Genomic DNA, 20999 nt, shown 5'->3' with positions numbered 1-20999 from the left:
CCGCCCTGAGCCGGCCCGGTCGCCACCACCCACGCTCGGCGGGTGGGCACCGGCATCGCGTTCCCCGGCACGGCCGCCCGCCGACCCGCGGCGGCCGGCCTGGACCGGCGGGGCCTGTGGCGGCGCTGGGTCGCGGCCACCTCGCTGGGGGAGGCCCTGGGCTTCCTCGTGCCGACCCTCGCCGTCCTCAGCGGTGCCGACGACCCGGGGGACCCGGTCGCGTTCGCGGTGCTGCTGCTCGCCGGTGCCGGGGAGGGCGCGGTGCTGGGGTGGTCCCAGGCGACCGTGCTCGCGCGGGTGCTCCCGGGGTTCCGCCGCCGCGACTGGACGCTGTGGACGGCGCTCGCGGCGTCGGTGGCGTGGGCGGTGGGCCTGACGCCGGCCGCGTTGGGCGGCGCCGCCTCGGAGTGGCCGGTCGCCGTCCAGGTGGCCGGGGGGCTCGCCGGCGGAGCCGTGCTCCTGACCTCGCTGGGGCTCGCCCAGTGGTCGGTGCTGCGCCGGCACGTGCCGCGCAGCGGACGCTGGGTCGGCTGGACCGCGGCCGGCTGGCTGGCCGGGCTGGCCGTGTTCACCGCGCTCACCACGCCGCTGTGGCAGCCGGGCCAGGGACTGGTGGCGGTGGCGCTGATCGGGATCGCCGGTGGAGCGGCGATGGCCGTCACCGTCGCCGTGGTGACCGGGTGCGGCGTGGTGCGGCTCGTGGGCGGGCAGCACGCGGCACCTCCGCCGGCGGTGCCCGCGGCGCCGGACGGGTCCCCGCCGTGGGCCCGGCCGGCCCTGGAGGTGGCGGCCGCGGTGGGCGTCGACCCGGCCCGGGGCCTGGACGACGCCGCGGCCGCCGGGCGGCTGGCCGCCGAGGGGCCCAACGAGGTGCGCACGCACCGCCCGGTGTCCCTGGTCCGCTCGGTGCTCACCCAGCTGACCGACACCCTGATCCTCGTCCTGCTGGGGGCCGCGGTGCTCACCGCCGTCACCGGGGACCTGGTCGACCTCGCCGTGATCCTGCTGGTCGTGGTGGCCAACACGACGCTGGGCGTCGTGCAGGAGCGGCGGGCCATGCGGGCGGTGGTCGCGCTGGGGCAGCTCGTGGCGCCCAGCGCGCGGGTGCTCCGCGACGGCCGGGACCGGTGGGTGCCCACCCGGGAACTGGTGCGCGGCGACGTCCTGCGGCTGGCCGCCGGCGACGTCGTCGGGGCCGACGCCCGCCTGCTGCGCAGCACCCGGCTGCAGGTGGACGAGTCGCTGCTCACCGGGGAGTCGCTGCCGGTGGACCGGTCGGCGCAGACGGTCTCCGGACCCGGGACGGCGCTGGCCGACCGCACCGGGATGGTGCACGCGGGGACGACCGTCGTCCGGGGGACCGGCGAGGCGGTCGTGACCGCGACCGGAGCGGCCGGCGCGGTCGGGCGCGTGGCGTCCCTGGTGGAGGGTGCCGGGGAGCCGCTCACCCCGCTGCAGCGGCGGCTGGCCCGGCTGGGTCGGCAGATCGCGCTCGGGGTCGCGGTCGCCTGCCTGCTCTTCGTGGTCTCCGGGCTGCTGCGCGGGCAGCCGTGGGAGACCACGCTGGTGGCCGCGGTCGCGCTCGCGGTGGCCGCCACGCCGGAGTCGTTGCCGGCGGTGGTGGCGCTCGCGCTGGCCGGTGGCGCCGCCCGGATGAGCCGGCGCGGCGCCGTCGTCCGGTCCCTGCCGGCGGTGGAGACGCTGGGGTCGGTCACCCTGCTGGCCACCGACAAGACCGGGACGCTCACGGCGGGGGCCATGGTCGCCGACCGCGGGTGGACGCCGGTCGACGGGGAGGTCCCCCTGGCTCGCGCCGCGCTGCCGGCGTCGGTCCGGGGCCTGCTCGAGGCGGCCGCGCTGTGCAACGACGCCGACCCCACCGGCGCCGGTGCCGCGGGCGCCGGGGGGACCGCGGACACCGAGACGGCGCTGGTGCGCGCGGCCCGGATCGCGGGGATCGACGTGCCGGCGGTGCGGTCGGCACACCCCCGACTGGCCGAGGAGCCCTTCGACGCGCGCACGAGACGCATGACGACGACCCACCGGCAGCCGGACGGGGGCACGACGGTCGTCACCAAGGGCGCGCCGGAGGCCGTCCTGCCCGGGCTCGACGGCGAGGCCGCGGCGCAGGAGGTGGCCGCACGGTGGGCGGCCGACGGCACCCGGTTGCTGGCGGTCGCGCGGGACGGCGCCCTGCTCGGCCTGGTCGGGATGGACGACCCCGTCCGGCCCGAGGCCGCGGCCGCGATCGCGTCCTGCCACCGGGCGGGCATCCGGCCGGTCCTCGTGACGGGCGACCATGCGGGCACCGCCGCGGCGGTGGCCCGCGCGGTCGGGCTGGTCGACGAGCACCACCTGGCCGAGGGCTCCGTGCTCGCCCGCGTGGAGCCGGAGGGGAAGCTGCGCCTGGTCACCGGCTGGCAGGGGGAGGGGCACGTGGTCGCCATGACCGGCGACGGCGTGAACGACGCCCCCGCGCTGCGCGCCGCGGACATCGGCGTGGCGATGGGGCAGCGGGGGACCGAGGTGGCCAAGGAGGCCGCGGACCTCGTGCTCGCCGACGACAGCCTGGCCACGGTGACGGCAGCGGTCGCCGAGGGACGGCGCGTGTTCGACAACGTCCGCCGCTTCGTCGGCTTCGGGCTGGCCGGCGGCGTGGCCGAGGTGCTGGTCATGCTCCTCGGACCCTTCGCCGGGCTGGCCCTGCCGCTGCTGCCGGCGCAGGTGCTCTGGGTCAACCTGCTCAGCCACGGCCCGGTCGGGGTGGCGATGGGCGGCGAGCCCCCGGCGCCGGACGTCCTCGGCCGTCCACCCCGGCCGCCCCGGTCGGGGGTGTTCGACCGCGCGCTCGCGCTGCAGGTGGCGGGGCTGTCGGTCGCGGTGGCCGGCGTGAGCCTCGCGGTGGCCGTCGGCGCGCGCGCCGGGGGCGGGCCGTGGCAGACGCAGCTCTTCGTCACGCTGGCCGTGGCCCAGCTCGCCCTGGCGCTGACCCTTCGGCCCGCGGGTGCGTGGCGGTCGTGGCGCACCGGCCGGTGGCTCCCGGTGACCGTCGGGGGCAGCGCCCTGCTGCTGCTCGCGGCCGTCTACCTGCCCGGCCTCGCGACGCTGCTCGGCACCGAGCCGCTGACGGTTGCCGAGCTCACCGGGAGCGGGGCAGCGGCCCTCGTGCCGGCCGGGCTGCTGCTCGTCGTCCGTGCCCTCCGGCGGCCGGCCGGAGGGCGGAGGGGGCCGGGGCCGGTGGCGACCGCCTCCGTCCCGTGAGAGAGGGGACAGACCCATGGCCACGATCGTCCGGACACGGCACGGCCTGGTCCGCGGCACTCCCACGGAGAGTGGGTGCGCCTTCCTGGGCCTCCCGTACGCGGCGCCCCCCGTCGGCGCGAACCGGCTGCGGCCGCCGCAGCCGGTCGAGGCGTGGACCGGTGTGCGGGACGCCACGACGATCGGGCCGGAGCCGCCGCAGCCGAAGCTCCCCGGGGACGACCCCACGGGGATGATCTACGACCCCGCCGTGCCGGGGGACGACTGCCTGAACCTCAACGTGTTAACCCCCGACCCCGGTGCCGGCGGGCTGCCGGTGGTGGTGTGGAGCCCCGGCGGCTCGTTCCACTACTCCTCCGGCGGCAGCTACGACGGCAGCCGCTTCGCCCGCGACGGCGTGGTCTGCGTGACCATCAACTGGCGCACCGGCGCGGACGGCTTCCTCTACCTCGGGGAGGGGGACGACGGCGCGAACCTGGGCCTGCTCGACCACGTCGCCGCCCTCGCCTGGGTGCGCGAGAACATCGCCGCCTTCGGTGGGGACCCGGAGCGGGTGACCCTGTTCGGCGAGTCCGCCGGGGCGATGTCGATCGGGATCCTGCTGGGCATGCCGCGGGCCGAGGGCCTGTTCCGGCGGGCGGTGCTGCAGAGCGGAGCGGCCCACCACGTGATCCCACCGGTCGAGGCCGCCCGGATCGGCGCGCGCCTGGCCGAGGTGCTCGGCGTCCCGGCCGACCGGAAGGTGATCGCGGAGGTGCCCGTCGAGCGGTTGCTGGAGGCCCAGGCGCAGGTGGACGCCGAGGTGGTGACGGCGCCTGACCCGGCGCGCTGGGGCACGGAGGTGGTGGCGAGCACCATGCCGTTCCACCCGGTCGTCGACGGCGACGTCGTCCCCGCGCCCCCGATCGAGCGGATCGCTGCGGGCGCCGCGGCGGGCGTGGACGTCATGGTCGGCACGAACTCCGACGAATGGCGGCTGTTCCAGGTCCTCAGCGGCGCCATCGACCGGATCACCGACGAGGTGCTCACCGGGCCGGTGGAGGTGTACGGCTCCCAGAGCCTCGCCGCCTTCGGGCTGCCGGCCGACACGGCCCTGCCCGCCTACCGCGCCGCCCACCCCGGGGCCAGCCCCGGTGACCTGCTGGCCGCGGTGCTGACCGACTGGTGGATCCGTGTACCGGCGCTCCGGCTGGCCGACGCGCACGCCCCCGCCCCGGCGGCCACGTACGCCTATGAGTTCGCCTGGCGCTCACCTGCGTTCGGTGGGCGCCTGGGCGCGTGTCACGGCCTGGAGATCCCCTTCGTCTTCGACACCCTCGACCCGGGCCGCCGCCAGATGCTCGGCGGGGCGCTGGGCGAGCACCCGCCGCAGGAGCTCGCCGACCTCGTGCACGGCGCGTGGGTCTCCTTCGCGACGACCGGTGATCCGGGCTGGCCGCGCTACGACCTGGCCCGCCGGGCGGTGATGCGTCTGGACACCAGCCCCCGGGTCGTGGACGACCCGTACGCCCGGGAACGCGGCCTGTGGGCCGGCGTGCGCTGACGTCCCTGCCGCGTGGTCGCGGTCAGGACGGCGTCCGTCCTGCGGTGGCGGCCACGCCCGCCCGGGGGGCGTCCTCGGCGGCTGCGGTCTCCCGGACGACGAGAACGGGGCAGGGCGCCTGGGTGACCACGTGCTGGGCCACCGAGCCGAGCACCATGCCGGAGAACCCGCCGTGCCCGCGGCTGCCGACGACCAGCAGGTCGGCACCGGCCGCGCAGCGGACGAGCGCGCGGGCCGGGTGGCCTTCGACGACGTCCCGCCGCACCCGCTCGGCCTGGGTGCCGTCGAGCGTCTCCGCGATGGCGTGGGCCTGGACGGCGCGGGCCTCGCCCGCCCAGTCGTGGTCCGCGATCGGCGGGATCCAGCCGTACGTCGTGGGCAGGCGCCACGCCGTGACCGCGTGCAGCTCCGCGCCGGTGAGCTCGGCCTGCCGGGCCGCCCACCGCAGCGCCTGCCGGGAGGAGGGGGAACCGTCCACGCCCACGACGATCCTGCTGCGGTGCCGGCGGTCGCCCATGGGGTCCTCCTGCGCTGTGTCCGGGGACGGCTCCCACCCTGTCCGGGTCCGGGCGTGCCGGGGCAGTGCCGTTGGTCGCGACCCGCCGGGTCCCTGTCCCCGGAAGAGGCTCAGGAACCGTCCAGGACGGTGACCGTGCCGGCGCCGCCGTCCACGCGGACCCGCTGGCCGGTGCGCAGCCGCCGGGTCGCGTCCGGCACCGTGGCGACGGCGGGGATGCCGTACTCGCGCGCCACGATCGCCCCGTGGGAGACCACCCCGCCGACCTCCATCACCAGGGCGCCGGCGAGCTGGAACAGCGGTGTCCACCCCGGGTCGGTGCTGGCCGCGACGAGCACCTCACCCGGGGCCAGGGCGGCGCCCACCGGGGAGTCGAGGACCCGCGCGGCGCCCTCGTGCACCCCGGGTGACACCGCGGTGCCGCGCAGGGTCCCGGGGAGGTCCTCCGGGAGCGCGGCCGGGCCGTAGACCACCTCCCCCTCGCTGGTCAGGATCCGCGGCACGGCCCGGCGGCCGAGCTCGCGCCGGTACTCCCGGCGGCGGTGGTCCGCGCGCTCGGACAGGTCGGTGGCGGTTCCCGACACCGCGGCGCGCAGGTCGGCCGGGTCGAGGAAGAACACGTCGTCGGCGTCGTGCAGGCGCTCCGCCGCGACGAGGGCCGCGCCGACCTGCTGGAGCACGCCCCGGGCCACGGCGAGCACCCGGACCAGGTCGAACTTCGGGCGCTCGCGCAGCCCGCCGAGGGCCCGGTAACGGCTCAGCACCGCGCGCAGGACCAGGGCGTGCCGCCGGCCCCGGGTGCGGCGGACGGCGGCGACCAGGTCGCGGGCGGCACGGTCGGCCTCCGCGGCGCCGCGCCGCTGCCGGGTCAGCAACGCCGCCGGGTCCCCGGCCGCGAGGTAGCCGCGGACCAGTTGCACCACGTAGGACGGGTCGTCGGTGAAGCGCGGCAGCCCCAGGTCGATCTCCCGGTCCGGCGCCCGGTGTCCGAAGGTGGCCAGGAACTCCGCCATGCCCGGCATCGTCGCCGACGGTTCGCCGCCGGTCGCCGCGCAGGCCTGCGCCAGCCGGGCGAGCGCGGTGCCCATGGCGAGCGTGGGGTCGTGGGGCAGCCAGCGGCGCACCGGCTCCAACCCGGTCGCGGAGCCCAGCCACCGCTCGCACAGCCGGGCGGCCAGCGCACCGGCCAGCAGCCCCAGGTACAAGGGCGGCAGCTGCGCCCAGACCACGTCGACCGCGCGCCGCGGCGCGGTCGACAGGACGAACTCGACCTGCGCCCGCGGTGTGGTGAGGGCCGCGGTCTCGTCGTGCAGCCGGCGGACCTGGACCTCCGCGCGGGTCAGCAGCCGCCGGCGGGCGCGCGCCGGGTCGGCGGCGGCCGCGACGAGCCCGGGCACCGCGCGGAGCAGCGCCAGCGCCAGGCCCGCCGGGAGGGGCGCGTCGCGGGAGCGGACGAGCCGGTGTCCCTCGCGGTCCAGCCACTCGCGCAGGATCGCGGCGGTGGCCGGGTCCTTCAGGGCCATCCGGTCGGCCAGGGTCCGGCCCAGGCGCGGCGCGGCCAGCAGGGGGGTCATGTCGTAGAAGAGGCGGCCGGCCGCCGTCGACACCGACCCCGCCGCGCCCTGCGGCCCGCGCGGTCCGCCCGCCCACCGGGACGTCGCGGCGGCGGCCAGCGTGGCGAACAGGTGGCCGCCCGCGGGCGTCATGGGCTCGGTGATGCCCTGCGCGGCCAGGGTGAGGGGGATGTACACCCGCAGTCCCGGGCCGGCCGGCGGCCCGGACGGCAGCGGGAACAGGGAGGTGATCGGCCGGGACTGCAGCAGCCAGCAGCGCCCACCGGCGACGGCCCACTCCAGGTCCTGCGGCGTGCCGGACTGCGCGGCGGCGCGCAGCCCGAGCGCGGCGAGCTCGCGCAGGTGCCCGCCGTCCAGGTACGGACGGGCCCCGGCGTCGGGCCCGCCCAGGACGGCGCGCGTGCGGGCGTCCAGGACCCATCGCTGCGGCGTCACCCGCCCGCTGACCAGGGCGTCCCCGAGTCCGCGGACGGCCTCCACGACCACGTGGTCGCGGCGCCCGGTGACCGGGTCGGCGGTGAACAGCACCCCGGCGACGTCGGCGTCCACCATCCGCTGGACGACGACCGCCGCGGCCACGTCGGGCTGCGGCGTGCCGTGCCGGGCGCGGTAGGCCAGCGCCCGCGCCGTCCACAGCGACGACCAGCAGCGCCGGACGGCAGCCACCACCTGCTCGGCCCCGGAGATCCCGAGCAGGGTGTCCTGCTGGCCGGCGGAGCTGGCCTCGGGGAGGTCCTCCGTGGTGGCCGAGGAGCGGACCGCGACCGCCGGCGCGCCGAGCCGCTGCCAGGCCGCGACGATCGGGTCGGCGAGCTCGCCGGGCACGGGTGCGGCCTCGAAGGCCGCCCGCAGCCGGGCCGACGCGTCGGCCAGCCCGTCGGCGTCGCCCGGGTCGAGCCCCGCGGTGAGCCGGTCGACGAGCGGGGCGAGACCGGACGCGGCGAGGAACCGGCGGTACGCGCCGGCCTCGACGACGAAACCGTCGGGCACCGGTAGTCCGGACCGCCGGAGCCGGGCGAGGCCGGCCCCCTTGCCGCCGGCCCGAGCCGGCTCCGCCGCTCGCGGGTCGTCCAGCCAGGTGACGACCTCCGGCGGGGCGACCGTCGGTCCCGGGGCGGACGCGGTGGGCACGCGACGCGATCCGGGGCGCGTCAACGCGGCCGGACGGGGACCCGGGTGGGACCCCGTCGCTGCACGCTGCTGGCCACCGGGGCCTCCTCTCGCGGACGTGGCACCACGGTCACCGGTGCCCGATGCGCTGGTGAAGTGCCCTACGGCCCCGGCGCCCGTGGACCTCCGGTCCCGGAGCCGGCGTCGGCCGGGACGAAGGTCCACGCGCCTGGTGACGTCGGCCACGGTCCCCGGGGGGCGCGGCGCCCGAGGCTCGACCTGTCCGGGACGGACCCCGCGGGAACGAGGTGGTGGCGGTGACCAGTGAGGCGACGACCGGTCCGGCGAGCGACCGGCCGGGCGGACCGGCGGACGGGCGCATCGTCGTCGGGGTCGACGGGTCCCCGGGTGCCCGGGCCGCGGTGGTGTGGGCGGTCCGCGCCGCCGCCCGCTCCGGGGCCCGACTGGACGTGGTGAGCGCCTTCCCGGTGGCGTCCTACTGGACCGATCCGCTCCTGGTGGGACCCGACCGCCTCGAGGTCCTGCGGTCCCACGCCGAGACCCGCACCCGCGCGTTCGTCGCCGAGGCGATCGGGGACCCGGTCGCGGCCGCGGAACCGGGCGTGTCGGCGGTGCCGGTGGACTTCACGATCGTGGCCGGTGCCCCGGCCGAGCAGCTCGTCGAGCGGGCTCCCGGCGCTCGGCTGCTCGTCGTGGGCAGCCGGGGGCGCGGCGCGGTCCGCAGCGCCCTGCTGGGCTCGGTGGCCCTGCACTGCACCACGCACGCACCCTGCCCGGTGGTCGTGGTGCACTCCGCGCCCGGACCGGTCCAGCCGCGCGTGGTCGTCGGCATCGACGACTCGCCCGTGTCGCGCGCCGCCCTCGCCCGTGCTGTGGAGGAGGCGGCAGGACTCGGCGCCGCGGTGGAGGCGGTCGCGGTGTGCCAGCCGGTCCTGTACTGGAGCGACGCCGCCATCGTCCGCCCGCCTCCCGAGGACGAGCAGCTGGAGGAGGCGCGGCTGCGCGCGGAGGCCATCGTGCGGGACGTGCTGGGCACCGTGTCCGGTCCGCGGGTGCAGGTCGTGGCCGACACCGGTGCGCCCGGCGACGTGCTCGTGCAGCGGTCCGCGGGTGCCTCGTTGCTGGTCGTCGGCAGCCGCAGCCGCAGCCGGCTGGCCGGGATCGTCCTCGGCTCGGTCGCGCTGCACTGCGCGGTCCGCGCCCGGTGCCCGGTCCTCGTCGTCCGTCCGGAGCCGGCCCGGGCCGCCGTCCCGGAGTCACCGGCGACCGTTGCGGCCGGAGGCTGACCCGCCGGCTCCCGGGCCTCGGGTCACGGGCCTGAGGTGCCCCTCCCCGGAGCCGGGCGGCTCCGGGGAGGGGCAGCGGGCTCACGGCTCCAGGCACTCGGGGATGGAGTCCACGGACCCGGTCGGCTGCTCCGTGCGGCCGTCGGGGCCGTAGATCTTCACGAAGTCCACGGTGTCGAACTGCCGCAGCGTCGGAAAGATCTCGCCGGCGATCGTCGCGGTGGAGCCGCCGCTGCTGCAGCCGCCGGTCAGCTGCACCCGGGCGATCCGCTGGCTGATGGCGAGGCCGGTGAACCCGGTGGCCTCCGAGGCGAGGAACTGCAGGCCGCGGGCGGCCTCGGCCGGGGTCGGCCCGGCGAAGAGCCGGTCCATGACCCCGGTGGCCGGCGTGCGGGGCAGCACCGGTCGCAGGACCGGCACGAAGTAGGGTTCCTCGCCGGTCGCGAACCTGTCGGCGTCGAGGAAGTACACCTGCCGCTGCACGGTGGTGAACCCGGCGTCGACGTCGATCACGACCCGGTCGGGGTCGGTCAGGGTGGACAGCCGGAACGGCTGCCGGCTGGCCAGGCCGATGCCGTAGGTGGTGACCGCCTCGAAGTCCCCGGACCGGACCGCGGTGACGATGTTGGGCAGCGCGAAGGCGACCCGGTCCGGCGCCGTGGCGTTGCCCCCGGCGTCGTGGGCGTCGGCCTGCTGGAAGCGCACCTGCAGGATGGCGCGCCCCGCGACGGGCACGGGCAGGCCGGAGGGGTCCCCGATCAGCTCGGGGACGTAGCCGGCCTCGCGGGTGGCCGGCAGCCCTCCGTCGAAGTCGAACACGATGCGGTCGAAGGTCGGGTGGTGCGCCGCCCGGATGCCGACCAGCACCGGGACGGTCGATGCCGTGGTCGACGCCGTGGCGGCCCCGACCGCGGTAGTGGTCGTGGTCAGGGCGAGCACACCCGCCAGCAGCAGGCCGAGTCGCCGTCGTCCTCTCATGGCACACCTCCGAGAGTTCCCCCGACGAGACGTGTCCACGGTCCCGCCGCGCGCCCGGGAGGGGCAGGGGCCGACGGCCCGTGCCGCCGGGACCTCGGGACGGCACCCGGCACGGGACGGTGGGCTCAGCGCGTGGGCTGCCCCTGGGGCACGCCGGGGTGGACCACGACGGGGCAGGAGGCGTGCGTCGCCACGTGCCGGCTGACCGATCCCAGCCGCATGCCGGGGAAGCCGCCGTGGCCGCGCCGGCCGACCACCAGCAGGTCGGCGCCCTCCGCGGCGCGGAGCAGTGCGACCGCCGGGTCGTCCTCCACGACGTCCTGCTCGACCCGCATGCCGCCTGCCCCGCCGAGTGCGTCGGCGACGGTCGTGGCCAGGGTGTGCGCGCTGTGCGCCGCCCAGTCCGGCTCCGTGCCCGCCGTGAGGCCCGAGAGGACGGGGACGTGCCACGCGGTGACCGCGCGGACGTGCACCCCCGAGGCGAGGGACTGCCGGGCCGCCCACCGCAACGCCTGCTCGGACTCCGGCGACCCGTCCACGCCGACGATGACCAGACCGGTCGGGGCGCGGTGCCCGTGGACGACGACCACGGGACAGGTGGCGTGGGCGACGACGTGCTGGCTCACCGAACCGAGCAGCAGCCCGGGGAGGCGGCCGTGTCCCCGGGAGCCCACGACGAGCAGGTCGGCGTCGCGGGCGGCGTCGACCAGCACCCCGGCGGGGTGGCCCTCCTGCACGTGGCGGACGACCCGCGGCGCGTCGGCGGCGCCGAGGACGGTCGCCAGCGACTTCTCCAGGGCCGCCGCGGCGTCTCCGGACCAGTCCACCTCGCCGGTGACGGGCGCGTCGTACGGCAGCGGGAGTCCCCAGGCGGTGACGGCGTGCAGCTCCTGGCCGGTCAGCCGGGCCTGCTCCGCGGCCCAGCGCAGCGCGTCCTCGGACGAGGGGGACCCGTCGACCCCGACGGCGATGCGGCCGGCGGCCTGCGGACCGGTGCGGGGAACGCTCACGTGGACCTCCCAGGGGAGTCGCTGTCGCGGATCCTCACAACGTGAGGTGGGCAGGTGTGCCCGTGGACTGCTCGACGTCCTCGGTGGCGGTCTGGAGCAGCCGGTGGCTCAGGTCCGACAGCGCCCGGGCCACGGCGATCTCGTCGCCGATCTCGGGCACGTCGCGGTCGGCCGGGTCCAGCCGGGCGAGCCCGACGCCGGTCAGCCGGTCGGTGTCCCGGATGCGCAGTCGCGCCACCGCGCGGGTGTGCCCGTCGTGCTCGTCGATCTCGATGGTGACGGTCCACGTCGTGGCCTCGTCCACCTCGTCCTCCCGTGCCCGGTCCCGGTTGTCGGTGGTCGGTGCCGCCGCGTCACCGCGGAGCGGCGCCACGTTCACGCCCACGGCGCGTCGAAGGCGTCGATGGTGTCGTCGACGGGACGCCGGCCGGTCGGGGGGACCGGGTCGGCGCTGACGGGGGCCCAGCCCAGCCGCAGGAGGACTTGGGGCGCACCCTCGCCGCCCAGGCAGACCCGGCGCAGCTCCGCGCGGGTCGCGGGCACCTCCAGCGGCTGGCTGACGGGGTCGGTGGCCAGCCCGGACCGCGTGGCGGTGAGCAGCACGGCGCTGAGCGCCTCCCCGGCGCGCAGCTGGTCGACCGGCTCGTCGGTGGCGGTGGCGAGCACCGCCAGCACCGTCCCGTCGGACTCCCCGGTGCCCAGCTCGCTCTGCGGCTGCTCACCTCCGGCGAAGTGCCGCATCGGGACCGTCCCGTCCGGCCCGACCGGGACGTTCCCCGCCGGGACGCCCTCACGGGCGGAGCGGCTGCGGCCGGTCCACTCGGCCGTCTCCTGACCCAGCCCGGGTGTGAGGGCCTGCTCCACCGCCGCGTGCTCGATCAGACGCCGCACGCTCCACCGCTCCGTCTCGCGCTCGAGGACGTGCAGGGCGGCGCCCTCCTCGGCGGCGGTCCGGACCAGATCGGCGGTGAACTCGACCGGCACCGGCCAGGTGGAGAACACCCGGCGGTCGCTGCGGCGGATCTCGATCGCGCGGGCCAGGGCCAGGTCGTCCGGCGTCGGCCGGGCCGGGGCGGTGGTCTCCACGGCGGCCAGGTGGTCCGGGTGCGCCGGGTCGGGCAGCCGGTGCACCCGCGCGCCCAGGCCCGCCGCCAGCAGCGCGACCCGGAGGTGGTGCAAGGCCGCCCCGCAGCTGATCCGCAGGTCGCGGCCCTCGGGATCGGTGGCCGGCAGGGCCCGGGCCGGGTCGGCGAACAGGTGGATGGAGGACGGGCCGATCCGCCACCGCCACGGCTGGGAGTTGTGCACGGAGGGGGCGCGGTTGGCGAGGGCGACGACGGCGGAGGCGGTGGTGCGGTCCAGGTGCGCGGTGAGCACGGTCGCTCCTCGGGGCGGGTTCGGTCCGGTGCGGTGTCGGACCGAGCCTCCGCCGGCGTCTCCCGGGTGGGGAGTGGCCGAGGTCCCCCGGTACCGGGCCCCTCGACCCCACGGGTCAGACCGCGGGCGGCCGCACGGGGCCGGCCGCCGTCCGGTCGCGGTGCAGCCCGCGCAGGGCCGCGGCGACCTCGCCGGCCCAGCGGTCGACGGCGGGCCAGTCCCGGTGGTCGCCGGGACGGCCGCCGACGGCACGCCAGAAGAGCCGGCCCCACAGCGGCATCCCCTGGAGGACGACGATGCCGCCGAAGACCCGGTGGTCGCGGGGGACCAGGCCCGAGGGGAACGTCGCGCCGATCCGCCGGACCTCCGAGCCGACGAGCGCGCGGCTGAGCGGCCCGGACGGCGCCACGCCGGCCACGCTGAAGCACCAGAACGGCCGCTCCCCGAGCACGGCGCGGCCCCGGCGGAGGAAATCGGCGGCGGCCGGCAGCCAGGCCATGTCGTGCACCGCGCTGCCGATCACGAACGCGTCGAACCCCGCCGGGTCGACGTCCGGACCCACGGGAACGACGGTGACGTCGGCGACGTCGGTGAGCCCCGCGGCGATCCGCTCGGCGATGCCCCGGGTGGAGCCGGCGGCGGTGGCGTACCCGACCAGCACGCGTGGAGTCGTCATGCGACCACGCTGGCCGTTCGGCTCGGACGGGGACGAGGGGCGGACGGCCCGGTCAGGACGGGCCGGACGTCGCCGCCGCGCCGGCCCCGCCCCGCCGGCGCAGGGCCTTGTCCGCGGCGTCCGCACCCAGCACGGCGGGGATGGCGCAGACGGCGACCACGAGGCCGGGCAGCGAGGGTGGACGCTGGCCCAGGAGATCGGCCAGCGGGGGGACGGCGAGCACCGCGACGAGCACCAGCAGCTCGACGCCGACCGCCCATCGCAGCAGGTGGTTGGGCCGTCCCCGCAGCCGCCACGGCGGCCTGCTGGTGCTCCGGCAGGCGAAGGCGGTGGCGAGCTGGCCCAGCACGACGGCGGTGAAGGCCGCTCCCGATGCCGTGGCCAGCACCTGCGCCGACACGGGCTCGCCGTAGGACCACCCGGAGCCCAGCAGCACGGTCAGGAAGGCGGCCATCGACACCGTCGCCTCCACGGGGCCGAACATCCCGAAGGCCCGCCGGAGGATGGCGCGGTCGATGAGCCGGCGGCGCGGCGGCGGGCCGTCGAGGACCCGGGCCGACGCGGGCTCGGCCCCCAGTGCCAGTGCGGGGAGCATGTCGGTGGCGATGTCGAGGGCCAGCACCTGCAGCACGCCCAGCGCGAGCGGGATCCCGCCGGCGGTGACGCTGAAGACGACGAACGGGGTCAGCTCGGCCACGTTGTCGGTCAGGTGGTAGGTGAGGAACCGGCGGATGTTGGCGAACGTGGTCCGCCCCTGTCGCACGGCCGTGACGATCGTGGCGAAGTGGTCGTCGAGCAGGACGAGGTCCGCGGCCTGGCGGGCGACGTCGGTGCCGCTCCTGCCCATGGCCACGCCGATGTCGGCCGCGCGCAGCGCCGGGCCGTCGTTGACCCCGTCCCCGGTCATGGCCACCACGTGCCCGCGGCCGCGCAGGGCCTCGGCGATGCGCAGCTTGTCCTCCGGCGCCACGCGGCACACCACGACGCCGTCCCGGTCCAGCAGCGCGCCGAGCTCGCGGGGGTCTCGCGGCAGGTCGCGGCCCTCGAGGACCAGGGCGTCGTCCCCGGCCAGGCCGATCTCCCGGGCGATGACGCGGGCCGTGGCCCCGGAGTCCCCGGTCACCATGGCGACCCGGATGCCGGCCCGGCGGCAGGCGGCCAGCGCCGCGTCGACGCCTTCCCGCGGCGGGTCCTCGAGCCCGACGACGCCCAGCAGGGTCAGGTCGCGCTCGGCGTCGTCGGCGTCGGCCGGTGCCGCGACCTCCCGACGCGCCACGGCGAGCACCCGGAGCCCCCTCGCCGCCAGGGCCTCGGCGGCCCGCCGGGCCTCCGGTGAGCTGCCGGCGCAGCGAGCCAGCACCGAGTCCGGCGCACCCTTGACGTGCAGGACGCCGCCCACCAGCACCGACATGCGGCGGCGCCGGGGGTCGAACGGGAAGCGTCGCGTGCCCGCCCGGTCGGCGGCGTCGAGCCCGGGGGCGCCGGTGCGCCGGGCCAGCGCGTCGAGGGCGGCCTCCATCGGGTCGCCGACCGCCGTCCAGCTGCCGTCGACCTCCCGGATCCGCCCCGTGGAGCAGAGCACCGCAGTCCGGGCCAGCTCCCGGGCGGCGTCGACGGCAGCGGGTTCCCCGGTCAGCCCGGCACGGGGCTCGTACCCTTCACCGCGGACGGTCACGTCACCGTGCGGCGTCCAGACCGCCACGACCGCCATGCGGTTCTGGGTGAGGGTGCCGGTCTTGTCGGTGCAGATGAACGTGGTGGACCCGAGGGTCTCGACCGATTCCAGCCGCCGGACCAGGGCCTGGCTCCCGGCCAGCAGCTGGGCGCTGCGCGCCAGGGACAGCGTGACGGTCGGCAGCAGGCCCTCGGGCACCAGCGCGACGGTGACGCCGACGGCGAACAGGAAGCCGTCGCCGGCCGGCAGCCCGATGAGCAGGCCGGCGCCGAAACAGACCACACCGAGGCCGACGGCGACGACGGTCACGATCCGCACCACGCGGTCCAGCTCCCGGGCCAGGGGCGTCTTGGCGCGGGCGGTCGACCGGGTCATGGTGGCGATCGAGGCCAGCCGGGTGTCCCCGCCGATCGCCTCGACGGTCGCCCGGGCCTCGCCCTCGACGACGAAGCAGCCCGCCGACGCCGGGTCGCCCGCGTCCTTGCCGACCGGCTGGCTCTCCCCGGTCAGGGACGCCTCGTCCACCCGGAGGCCGTGCACCTCGGTGAGGTGGAGGTCGGCGGCGATGCGGTCGCCGGCCTCCAGGACGACGAGGTCACCGGGCACCAGGTCGACGGCGTCGATCTCCTGGCGCAGGCCGTCCCGCACCACCGTGACCCGGTGGGGCACCAGGTCGCGCAGGGCCTCGGCCGCCCGGTCGGCGCGGTACTCCTGCGCGAAGGCGAAGGCGCCGTTGAGCAGGACGACCACCGCGATCGCGACCGCCAGCTGCGGCATGCCGCCGATGAAGGCGAGGACGGCCGCGCCCCACAGGAGGAGGGCGAAGAAGTGGACCAGCTGCGCCAGGAGGAGCCGCAGCGGGCTGGGTGCCTGCTCGACCGGCAGACGGTTGCCGCCCGCGGGTCTGCGGTCCGCGGCCTCGCCGGAGGTCAGGCCGCGGGGTGCGTCGGCCGGGACGGTCCTCGTCGTCTCGGCGGTCACCGGCTCACCCGAACAGCGCGTCGAGGGTCACGAACCCGTACCCGGCGTCCCGCGTGCGGGCGATCGTCGACGGCAGCGCGTCGGCGTCGAGGGTGGAGCCGTCGTCGGGGTTGGAGCCGACGTGCATGAGGACGATCTCGCCGGGCTGCAGCGCGCCCACGACCCGGTCGGTGACCTCCTGCGCGCTGCGCCCACCGCTGGTGCCCTGCCACCCGAGGGTGTCCACCGTCCAGCGGACGGGGACGTAGCCGCCGTCGTTCACCGCGGCGACGGTGCGGGCGTCGCGGTCGCCGAACGGGAACCGGAACAGCGGCCGGGGGTCGGCCCCGCCGGCCGCGATCGCCCGCTCGGCGCTGCTCAACTGATCGCGGATGGCGTCGTCGGACAGGCCGGGGAAGTGGGGGTGGGTCATCGAGTGGTTGCCGATGCGGTGCCCGCCGGAGCGGATGGCGGCCACCCCCGAGGGGTTGGCCGCGGCCCACTGGCCGGTGAGGAAGAACGTGGCGGGCACGCCCTCGTCGTCCAGGGTCGCCAGGATGCGGGTCAGCGCGGCGGAGTTCGCGCCGGCGTCGAAGGTGAGGGCGACCACCCGGCGCGAGGTCGGCAGGACCGTCAGGTCTTGGCCGCGAAGCTCCGGGGGCACCCCGGCCGGTGCGGTGGTGGATGGGGCCGTGGTCGCCGTGCGCGAGGACGGTGTGGCGGCCGGGACAGCCGTGTCGGCCGGTCCGGGGGTGGAGGGCGTCGCGCTCGTGGCGGGCCCGGAGGACGTCGTCCCGGTGGCCTGGGGGATGGTGGCGTCACGTCCGCCGCCCCCGCCGCCGGCGACGAGCACGCCGACGAGGACGGCCACCGCGGCGAGGACCGCCCCGGCAACCGCCCACCACCACCGCCGTCGTGCCGGAACCCGCATGCCCTCCACCCCAGACCCGGCACGCGGGATCGGTCAGTGGCGCACGGCTCCGAGCGGCGGGACCAACGGCTCGGGCGGCGCGCCCACCACGGGCCGGGCCCGCGGCCCGATCGGCGTCATCGGGCCGCCCGGGCAGCGCTCCCCACGCCGCGGGACCACAGCAGCCACATCGCCGCGCCGAGCGGGATGGGGAGGAACCAGGTGAGGAAGCGGAACAGCAGCACCGTGCCCGTCGCGGCCGGAGCGCCCACGCCGACGGCGGTCAGCCCGGCGACGTAGCTGAGCTCGGCCACGCCCATCGCTCCCGGCGTGATCGGCACGATCGTGACCAGCCGGGTGATCGAGAAGACCGCGAGGACCACGAGCCAGGGAACGTCCGCGCCTTGCCGGTCTACCGTCCGCAGGCAGGCCAGCAGGACGAGGAACAGCGCGCCGTGGCTGACCACCGCCGCGGCGGTCAGGTGCGGCCAGCGGGCGCGGACCAGGTCCCGGGACTCGAGGCGGAACCGCTCGGTGGCCGCCACCCACCCCGACGGCGGCGGCCGTCGCAGGGCGCGGGCCACCCGGCCGGAGAGCCGTTCGGCCGCGGAGGCCAGCACGGCCGCGGCCGCACGGTTGCCGACCACCAGCACCAGGGCCGCGACGCCGGCGAGGAGCACCGCGCTGCCGGCCAGGGCGGCCAGCCCCAGCCCGGTGCCGACGTCGCCGACCAGGGCCACCCCGGCCAGCGCGAGGGCCGGCATCCCGAGCTTGACCAGGTTGTTCCACACCCCGGTCAGGGCGACCCCGCGGGTGATCTCACCGGCGGAGAAGCCGAAGGAGTGGAAGATCGCGACGTTCGTTCCGACGCCGACCGCGAAGCCGATCGGCACCGTGTTGGCGACCGCGGTGGACGCCTGGTCGGACAGCACCGCCCGCGGGAGCGTGAGCCCCGGCATGGCCGCCATCCACAGCGGGGCGTAGGAGAACAGGTTGACCAGAGCGGTCCCGGCCACGACCACGGTCCCTGTGGCCGTCATGCCGCGGACCAGGTCCCACGCCGCGGAGTAGTCGGCCATCCGCGGCAGCACCCCGGCGAAGACCGCGAGGACCACGGCGAGGGCCAGGACGGTCCGGGCCACCGGTCCACGCAACCACCTCCGCGCGGCCCGGGTGCAGCCGGCGCGGCTCAGCGCCGCCGGCCCCAGCGGAACCAGGCCAGCGGGCCCACCCAGTCGACCGCGATGACCGCCGCCCAGACACCCTTTCGCCCGGCGACCTCGGCGGGAGAGCGGCGGGCCAGGTCCCTCCAGGCAGTGACGGCCAGCGCGAGCTGGACCGCTCCGAGCGCCAGCACCGCGGCGCGCTGCCCGCCGCTCAGGTCGCGCCACCGTCGCTGTGCCATGGCGGCTCCCTCCGTCGGTGGGGTGGGCGAGCAGCGTGCCGTACGCGCGCACCGACCGGCAGGGCCCCGGGTGGGCCGGCACACCCCGCGCCCGTGCGAGCACGGGCGCGGGCCCGTTCCACCAGCGTCATCGGTCGAGGGCCGGCGCCGGGGCCGGCTGCCCGCCGGCCAGCCCGCTGCCCAGGACGACCAGGGCCAGCGTGACGGGGTAGACGATCCAGCGCTCCACGCCTCCCTCACCGAGGGACGCGAACACCGGCAGCTCCCCGAACAGCTGGTAGCCCACGAGGAACCCGAGCGCGACCGCGCCCAGCAGGCGCAGGACCGGGCGCAGGGGCGTGGCGACCAACCGGGCGGCCAGGACCGCCGCGAGGCCGCCGCTGAGGAAGGCCAGCAGCGACACGACCTGGTGGACGGCCATGTACGTGTTGCCGGGGAACACCCCGACGCCGACCATCCCCAGGGCCAGGCCGCCCAGCGGGAGGACGGCGGAGAGGCGGGCGCCGGCCCGGGCGAGCAGCCCGGTGGCGGTGGCGATCGCGAGCCCGGCCACGATCATCGTGACGTTGAAGATGGCCGCCGACGGCTGGCGGACGACGTCGTCCGGCCGCATCGCGGCGAGGTCGCTGACGGTGTTGACGCTGCTGCGGTAGTCCGCGGGGTACAGCGCCTCAGCGGTGATGACGGCCAGCAGCACGCCGGCGCCCGCGGCGATCAGCAGCAGTCCGGCGGCACTCCGTTCGCGGGTGCGAGGCGTCGTGCGGTCGGGCGTGCGGGTGGTGGTCATGGGCTCTCCCGTCGGGACCGGTCCCTGTCCCTGCTCACGGTGTCCGCGCGGCCGGCCGGCGGCGAGGTGCCGGAGGCCCCGGTGCGGGCGGGCCGGGGACCCCGGGTGGGGGACCTTGGGCCCGGTGTGCCGTGCCGCGCGAACGGGGACCGCAGTGGCGGGAAGGGAGAGCATGGCGCGGTGACCAGCGACGGGTCGGTGGGCGAGGGGCTCCGGTCGTCCGGCGGGGGCGGTGGGACGGAGCGGCCGCGCGTGCCGGTCACCGGTAGCCGGCGGCCGCCCTGGCCGGCCGGCGCGGAGCGCCGCCGGCCGTCGGGCCGGGACCACGACCCCCGATGGCAGGTCGCCCGCGGCGTGTGGGTCTGTGCCGGAGCCCTGGCCGTCTCTGCCGGCCTGCTGGTCGCCTGGGCGGGGCGGACCGGTGGGCTGCCGGGGTTCGACCGGGCCGTGCGGGAGTTCCTCGCGCCCACCGGGTCGGGCCCGGAGTGGGCCGCGGACCTGGGCAGGCTGGGTGCGGCGCTGGGGTACCGCGTGCTGTGGGTGCCGACCGTGCTGCTGCTGGCGTGGACCGCCCGGTGGCGGCACCTGCTGGTCTACGTCGTCACCGTCTCGCTGGTGGCGACGACGGCCGTGATGGCGGGGGGCGACGCGCGGCTGGTGCGCGTGGTCCGGGAGGGTGTGACCGGTTCACCGGCGGAGCTGAGCCTGCCGGCGTGGCCGGTCGTGGTCCTGGCCACCGTCGCCACGGGGAGCCTCGTCGCGCTGACGCCCTCGGGCCGCGTGCGGCGCTGGGGGTGGGCGGTCGTCGCCCTCGGCGTCGGCACGCTCGTCGTGGACCGGGTGGCACTGGGGCTCGACACCGTGAGCACCGCCGTCGCCAGCGCCGTCCTTGGGTGCAGCGCGGCGGCGCTGGCCTTCCAGGTCTTCGCTCCGGAGCCGGTCTTCCCGGTCACCTGGCACCGGACGGGAAAGGCGCACCTGCGGCTCGACGAGGAGCGCACGGACAAGATCCTCACCGCGGTCCGGGACCAGCTGGGCATCGAGGTGACCGAGATCCGCCCGTACCGGCTCGACGGGTCCGCGGGCTCCACGCCGTGCCGGTTGCGGCTGGCGAGCGGGCCGCCGGAGCACCTGTTCGGCAAGCTCTACGCGACCACGCACCTGCGCTCGGACCGCTGGTACAAGTGGGCCCGGGTGCTCCGGTACGGCCGGCTGGAGGACGAGGCGCCGTTCGCCTCCGTCCGCCGCCTGGTCGAGCACGAGGACTACATGCTGCGCCTGCTGCGGGACGGCGGCGTGCGGGTGCCCGAGCCGCTGGGCGTGGTCGAGGTGGTGCCCGGCCGCGAGTACCTCCTCGTGACCGAGCTCGTCCCCGAGGCGGTCGAGGTCCTCGACTCCGGGGTGGACGACACGGTGATCGACGACGCCCTGCGGCAGGTCCGCCGGCTGTGGGCGGCGGGCGCGGCGCACCGCGACGTCAAGCCCTCCAACGTGCTGGCCCACGACGGGCGCGTCCACCTCGTCGACGTCTCCTTCGGCGAACTCCGCCCGTCGCGCTGGCGGCAGGCCGCCGACCTCGCCAACATGATGCTCACCCTGGCCCTGGTCGCCGGGCCCCGGCGGGTCACGGAGCGGGCGCTGGCGTTCTTCGGCCCGGAGGAGCTGGCCGAGGCCTTCGCCGCCACCAGCTCGCTGACCATCCCGCGCCAGCTGGCCCGCCGGCTGGCCGAGGCCGACGGGGACCTGCTGGAGGAGTTCCGGTCCCTGCTGCCGCCGTGGCCGCGGGTCCGGGTGCAGCGGTGGAGCCTGCGCCGGGTCCTCCTGGCGGTGGCCACCGTCGGCGGCGCCGCGCTGACCGCCGTCCTCCTCGCGGTCAACCTGCGGGCCGGTGGGCTCCTGTAGTCCGACG

At 77.5% G+C, this 20999-nt stretch carries 16 protein-coding genes; 4 read left to right on the top strand and 12 right to left on the bottom strand.

The window, feature by feature from the left end; all coding sequences use genetic code 11:
- Positions 1 to 42: 42 nt before the first annotated feature.
- Positions 43 to 3261 carry a cation-translocating P-type ATPase gene (locus ACI784_RS17500; protein ID WP_457014319.1) on the top strand — a complete coding sequence of 1073 codons (3219 nt, stop codon included), beginning with the start codon at positions 43 to 45 and terminating at the stop codon, positions 3259 to 3261.
- A gap of 16 nt (positions 3262 to 3277) precedes the next feature.
- On the top strand, positions 3278 to 4804 hold the full coding sequence (locus tag ACI784_RS17495) for a carboxylesterase/lipase family protein (RefSeq protein ID WP_457014318.1): 1527 nt from the start codon (positions 3278 to 3280) through the stop codon (positions 4802 to 4804).
- Positions 4805 to 4826: 22 nt separating this feature from the next.
- On the opposite strand, the gene ACI784_RS17490 is transcribed toward ACI784_RS17495, so the two are convergent.
- A complete protein-coding gene (locus ACI784_RS17490) occupies positions 4827 to 5321 on the bottom strand; it encodes a universal stress protein (RefSeq protein WP_457014317.1) in 495 nt (164 codons plus the stop codon).
- 110 nt (positions 5322 to 5431) lie between these two features.
- On the bottom strand, positions 5432 to 8026 hold the full coding sequence (locus ACI784_RS17485) for a PEP/pyruvate-binding domain-containing protein (protein WP_457014316.1): 2595 nt from the start codon (positions 8024 to 8026) through the stop codon (positions 5432 to 5434).
- A gap of 296 nt (positions 8027 to 8322) precedes the next feature.
- Here ACI784_RS17485 and ACI784_RS17480 point away from each other — a divergent pair, with 296 nt between their 5' ends.
- Positions 8323 to 9312: a universal stress protein gene (locus ACI784_RS17480; RefSeq protein WP_457014315.1), complete on the top strand. Its 990-nt coding sequence runs from the start codon at positions 8323 to 8325 to the stop codon at positions 9310 to 9312.
- Positions 9313 to 9393: 81 nt separating this feature from the next.
- Here the strand turns inward: ACI784_RS17480 and ACI784_RS17475 are convergent, their stop codons facing one another.
- From ACI784_RS17475 to ACI784_RS17430, 10 genes are all read right to left on the bottom strand, one after another.
- Entirely contained in the window at positions 9394 to 10290 is an 897-nt protein-coding gene (locus ACI784_RS17475) for an AMIN-like domain-containing (lipo)protein (RefSeq protein WP_457014314.1), read from the bottom strand.
- A gap of 125 nt (positions 10291 to 10415) precedes the next feature.
- A complete protein-coding gene (locus ACI784_RS17470) occupies positions 10416 to 11300 on the bottom strand; it encodes a universal stress protein (RefSeq protein WP_457014313.1) in 885 nt (294 codons plus the stop codon).
- Positions 11301 to 11334: 34 nt separating this feature from the next.
- Positions 11335 to 11673 (bottom strand): DUF1876 domain-containing protein, encoded by a 339-nt coding sequence (locus tag ACI784_RS17465; protein ID WP_457014312.1) that lies wholly within the window; start codon positions 11671 to 11673, stop codon positions 11335 to 11337.
- 2 nt (positions 11674 to 11675) lie between these two features.
- A complete protein-coding gene (locus tag ACI784_RS17460) occupies positions 11676 to 12677 on the bottom strand; it encodes an Acg family FMN-binding oxidoreductase (protein WP_457014311.1) in 1002 nt (333 codons plus the stop codon).
- A gap of 115 nt (positions 12678 to 12792) precedes the next feature.
- Complete coding sequence (locus tag ACI784_RS17455) at positions 12793 to 13353, bottom strand: flavodoxin domain-containing protein (RefSeq protein ID WP_457014310.1); 561 nt, start codon at positions 13351 to 13353, stop codon at positions 12793 to 12795.
- A 52-nt stretch (positions 13354 to 13405) separates the two neighbouring features.
- Complete coding sequence (locus tag ACI784_RS17450) at positions 13406 to 16009, bottom strand: cation-translocating P-type ATPase (protein WP_457014309.1); 2604 nt, start codon at positions 16007 to 16009, stop codon at positions 13406 to 13408.
- 4 nt (positions 16010 to 16013) lie between these two features.
- Positions 16014 to 16919 carry a polysaccharide deacetylase family protein gene (locus ACI784_RS17445; RefSeq protein WP_457014308.1) on the bottom strand — a complete coding sequence of 302 codons (906 nt, stop codon included), beginning with the start codon at positions 16917 to 16919 and terminating at the stop codon, positions 16014 to 16016.
- Between the two features lie 116 nt (positions 16920 to 17035).
- Entirely contained in the window at positions 17036 to 18040 is a 1005-nt protein-coding gene (locus ACI784_RS17440) for a lysylphosphatidylglycerol synthase transmembrane domain-containing protein (protein ID WP_457014307.1), read from the bottom strand.
- Between the two features lie 47 nt (positions 18041 to 18087).
- Complete coding sequence (locus tag ACI784_RS17435; RefSeq protein ID WP_457014306.1) at positions 18088 to 18303, bottom strand: PLDc N-terminal domain-containing protein; 216 nt, start codon at positions 18301 to 18303, stop codon at positions 18088 to 18090.
- Positions 18304 to 18430: 127 nt separating this feature from the next.
- Positions 18431 to 19090, bottom strand: coding sequence for a DUF998 domain-containing protein (locus ACI784_RS17430; protein ID WP_457014305.1), 660 nt, complete (start codon positions 19088 to 19090; stop codon positions 18431 to 18433).
- A 180-nt stretch (positions 19091 to 19270) separates the two neighbouring features.
- On the opposite strand from ACI784_RS17430, the gene ACI784_RS17425 reads away from it, so the two are divergent.
- Positions 19271 to 20992: an RIO1 family regulatory kinase/ATPase domain-containing protein gene (locus tag ACI784_RS17425; protein ID WP_457014304.1), complete on the top strand. Its 1722-nt coding sequence runs from the start codon at positions 19271 to 19273 to the stop codon at positions 20990 to 20992.
- Positions 20993 to 20999: the final 7 nt, after the last annotated feature.

This window comes from Geodermatophilus sp. SYSU D01186 (assembly GCF_054050215.1).
This window is presented reverse-complemented; position numbering and strand designations above follow the sequence as displayed.

Bases quoted from the DNA above. Each gene is read 5' to 3' on its own strand.
- ACI784_RS17495 (WP_457014318.1), top strand. From the start codon at position 3,278: ATGGCCACGATCGTCCGGACACGGCACGGCCTGGTCCGCGGCACTCCC.
- ACI784_RS17490 (WP_457014317.1), bottom strand. From the start codon at position 5,321: ATGGGCGACCGCCGGCACCGCAGCAGGATCGTCGTGGGCGTGGACGGT.
- ACI784_RS17475 (WP_457014314.1), bottom strand. From the start codon at position 10,290: ATGAGAGGACGACGGCGACTCGGCCTGCTGCTGGCGGGTGTGCTCGCC.
- ACI784_RS17455 (WP_457014310.1), bottom strand. From the start codon at position 13,353: ATGACGACTCCACGCGTGCTGGTCGGGTACGCCACCGCCGCCGGCTCC.
- ACI784_RS17445 (WP_457014308.1), bottom strand. From the start codon at position 16,919: ATGCGGGTTCCGGCACGACGGCGGTGGTGGTGGGCGGTTGCCGGGGCG.
- ACI784_RS17435 (WP_457014306.1), bottom strand. From the start codon at position 18,303: ATGGCACAGCGACGGTGGCGCGACCTGAGCGGCGGGCAGCGCGCCGCG.
- ACI784_RS17430 (WP_457014305.1), bottom strand. From the start codon at position 19,090: ATGACCACCACCCGCACGCCCGACCGCACGACGCCTCGCACCCGCGAA.